This window comes from Companilactobacillus paralimentarius DSM 13238 = JCM 10415, assembly GCF_001434985.1.
Lineage (GTDB): Bacteria > Bacillota > Bacilli > Lactobacillales > Lactobacillaceae > Companilactobacillus > Companilactobacillus paralimentarius.
In genome coordinates this window covers 1-938 of sequence record NZ_AZES01000069.1, presented here as the reverse complement: position 1 = coordinate 938, position 938 = coordinate 1, and the positions used below count along the sequence as shown (strand labels likewise).

Genomic DNA, 938 nt, shown 5'->3' with positions numbered 1-938 from the left:
ACTTGGATTCAATTTATTTTGTCCAAGTGGCTAACTTGTTATTGAAATTTTCGTATTAAAAAAAGAGTTAAGATTATCGATTTATACTATTGCGGTCAGGCCAAACATGGTTTACTATGACATATAGGGACCACCAGATTTAAAAACAACTGATTCCTTCCCGACGGTGAGATTAATTTCTCACTATTTTTTTGTCAAAAAATACAAAAAGTAACGTCTTTTACTTAAAGAAAATAATAGCACCCGTTCAAATTTATCCCCATGGAGGGAGTTCATCTGAATGGATGCTATTTTACTACTTGGCTTCATCAAAGCTATAGGTAATATCTTCAATGGTCATTTTATTACGACCGGCGTTTTTAGATTTATAAAGATAACTATCGACTCGATTGAATAAATCTGTAAAGCCGGAGTCAGTTGGCTTTAATTGAGAAACACCAAATGATACGCTGACATTCAATTTCTTACCGTTGAAGAAGAGTGGTGAGTGAAGTAAGGTATTTCTTAAATCAGTAATGATTGGTTTACATTCTTCGGCATTTTTACCGCGAAAAATAATAATGAATTCTTCTCCACCAAAGCGGAAAATTTGTCCGTGCGTCTTTTTTTAATATAATTCACGTTCCATGGTGTGAGAAACGTGACGTAGGACTTCGTCGCCAGTTGAGTGTCCGTATTGATCATTAAAGAGTTTAAAATGATCGATATCAAACATTGCCATAGATAAAGGAACGTTGTCTTCATGTGAATATTGCTCATAGATTTCCTTAGAATTCTTATCTAGACTAGAGCGGTTTCTAATTCCAGTTAATTCGTCATAGTTGACAGCCTTTTTTAATGTGTCATAGCCGTTCAAGGTTAACTGCATCTTATGTTCACAATATTGGATTGAAGTCAATATTTGAGACAGGTTTTAAGAGACATTCAGAACCGCGTTT

At 34.5% G+C, this 938-nt stretch carries 1 pseudogene; it reads right to left on the bottom strand.

Features of this window, described 5'->3' with window-relative positions:
- Positions 1-295: 295 nt before the first annotated feature.
- A pseudogene (locus tag FD33_RS12885) lies at positions 296-868 on the bottom strand (GGDEF domain-containing protein).
- Between the last annotated feature and the right edge of the window lie 70 nt (positions 869-938).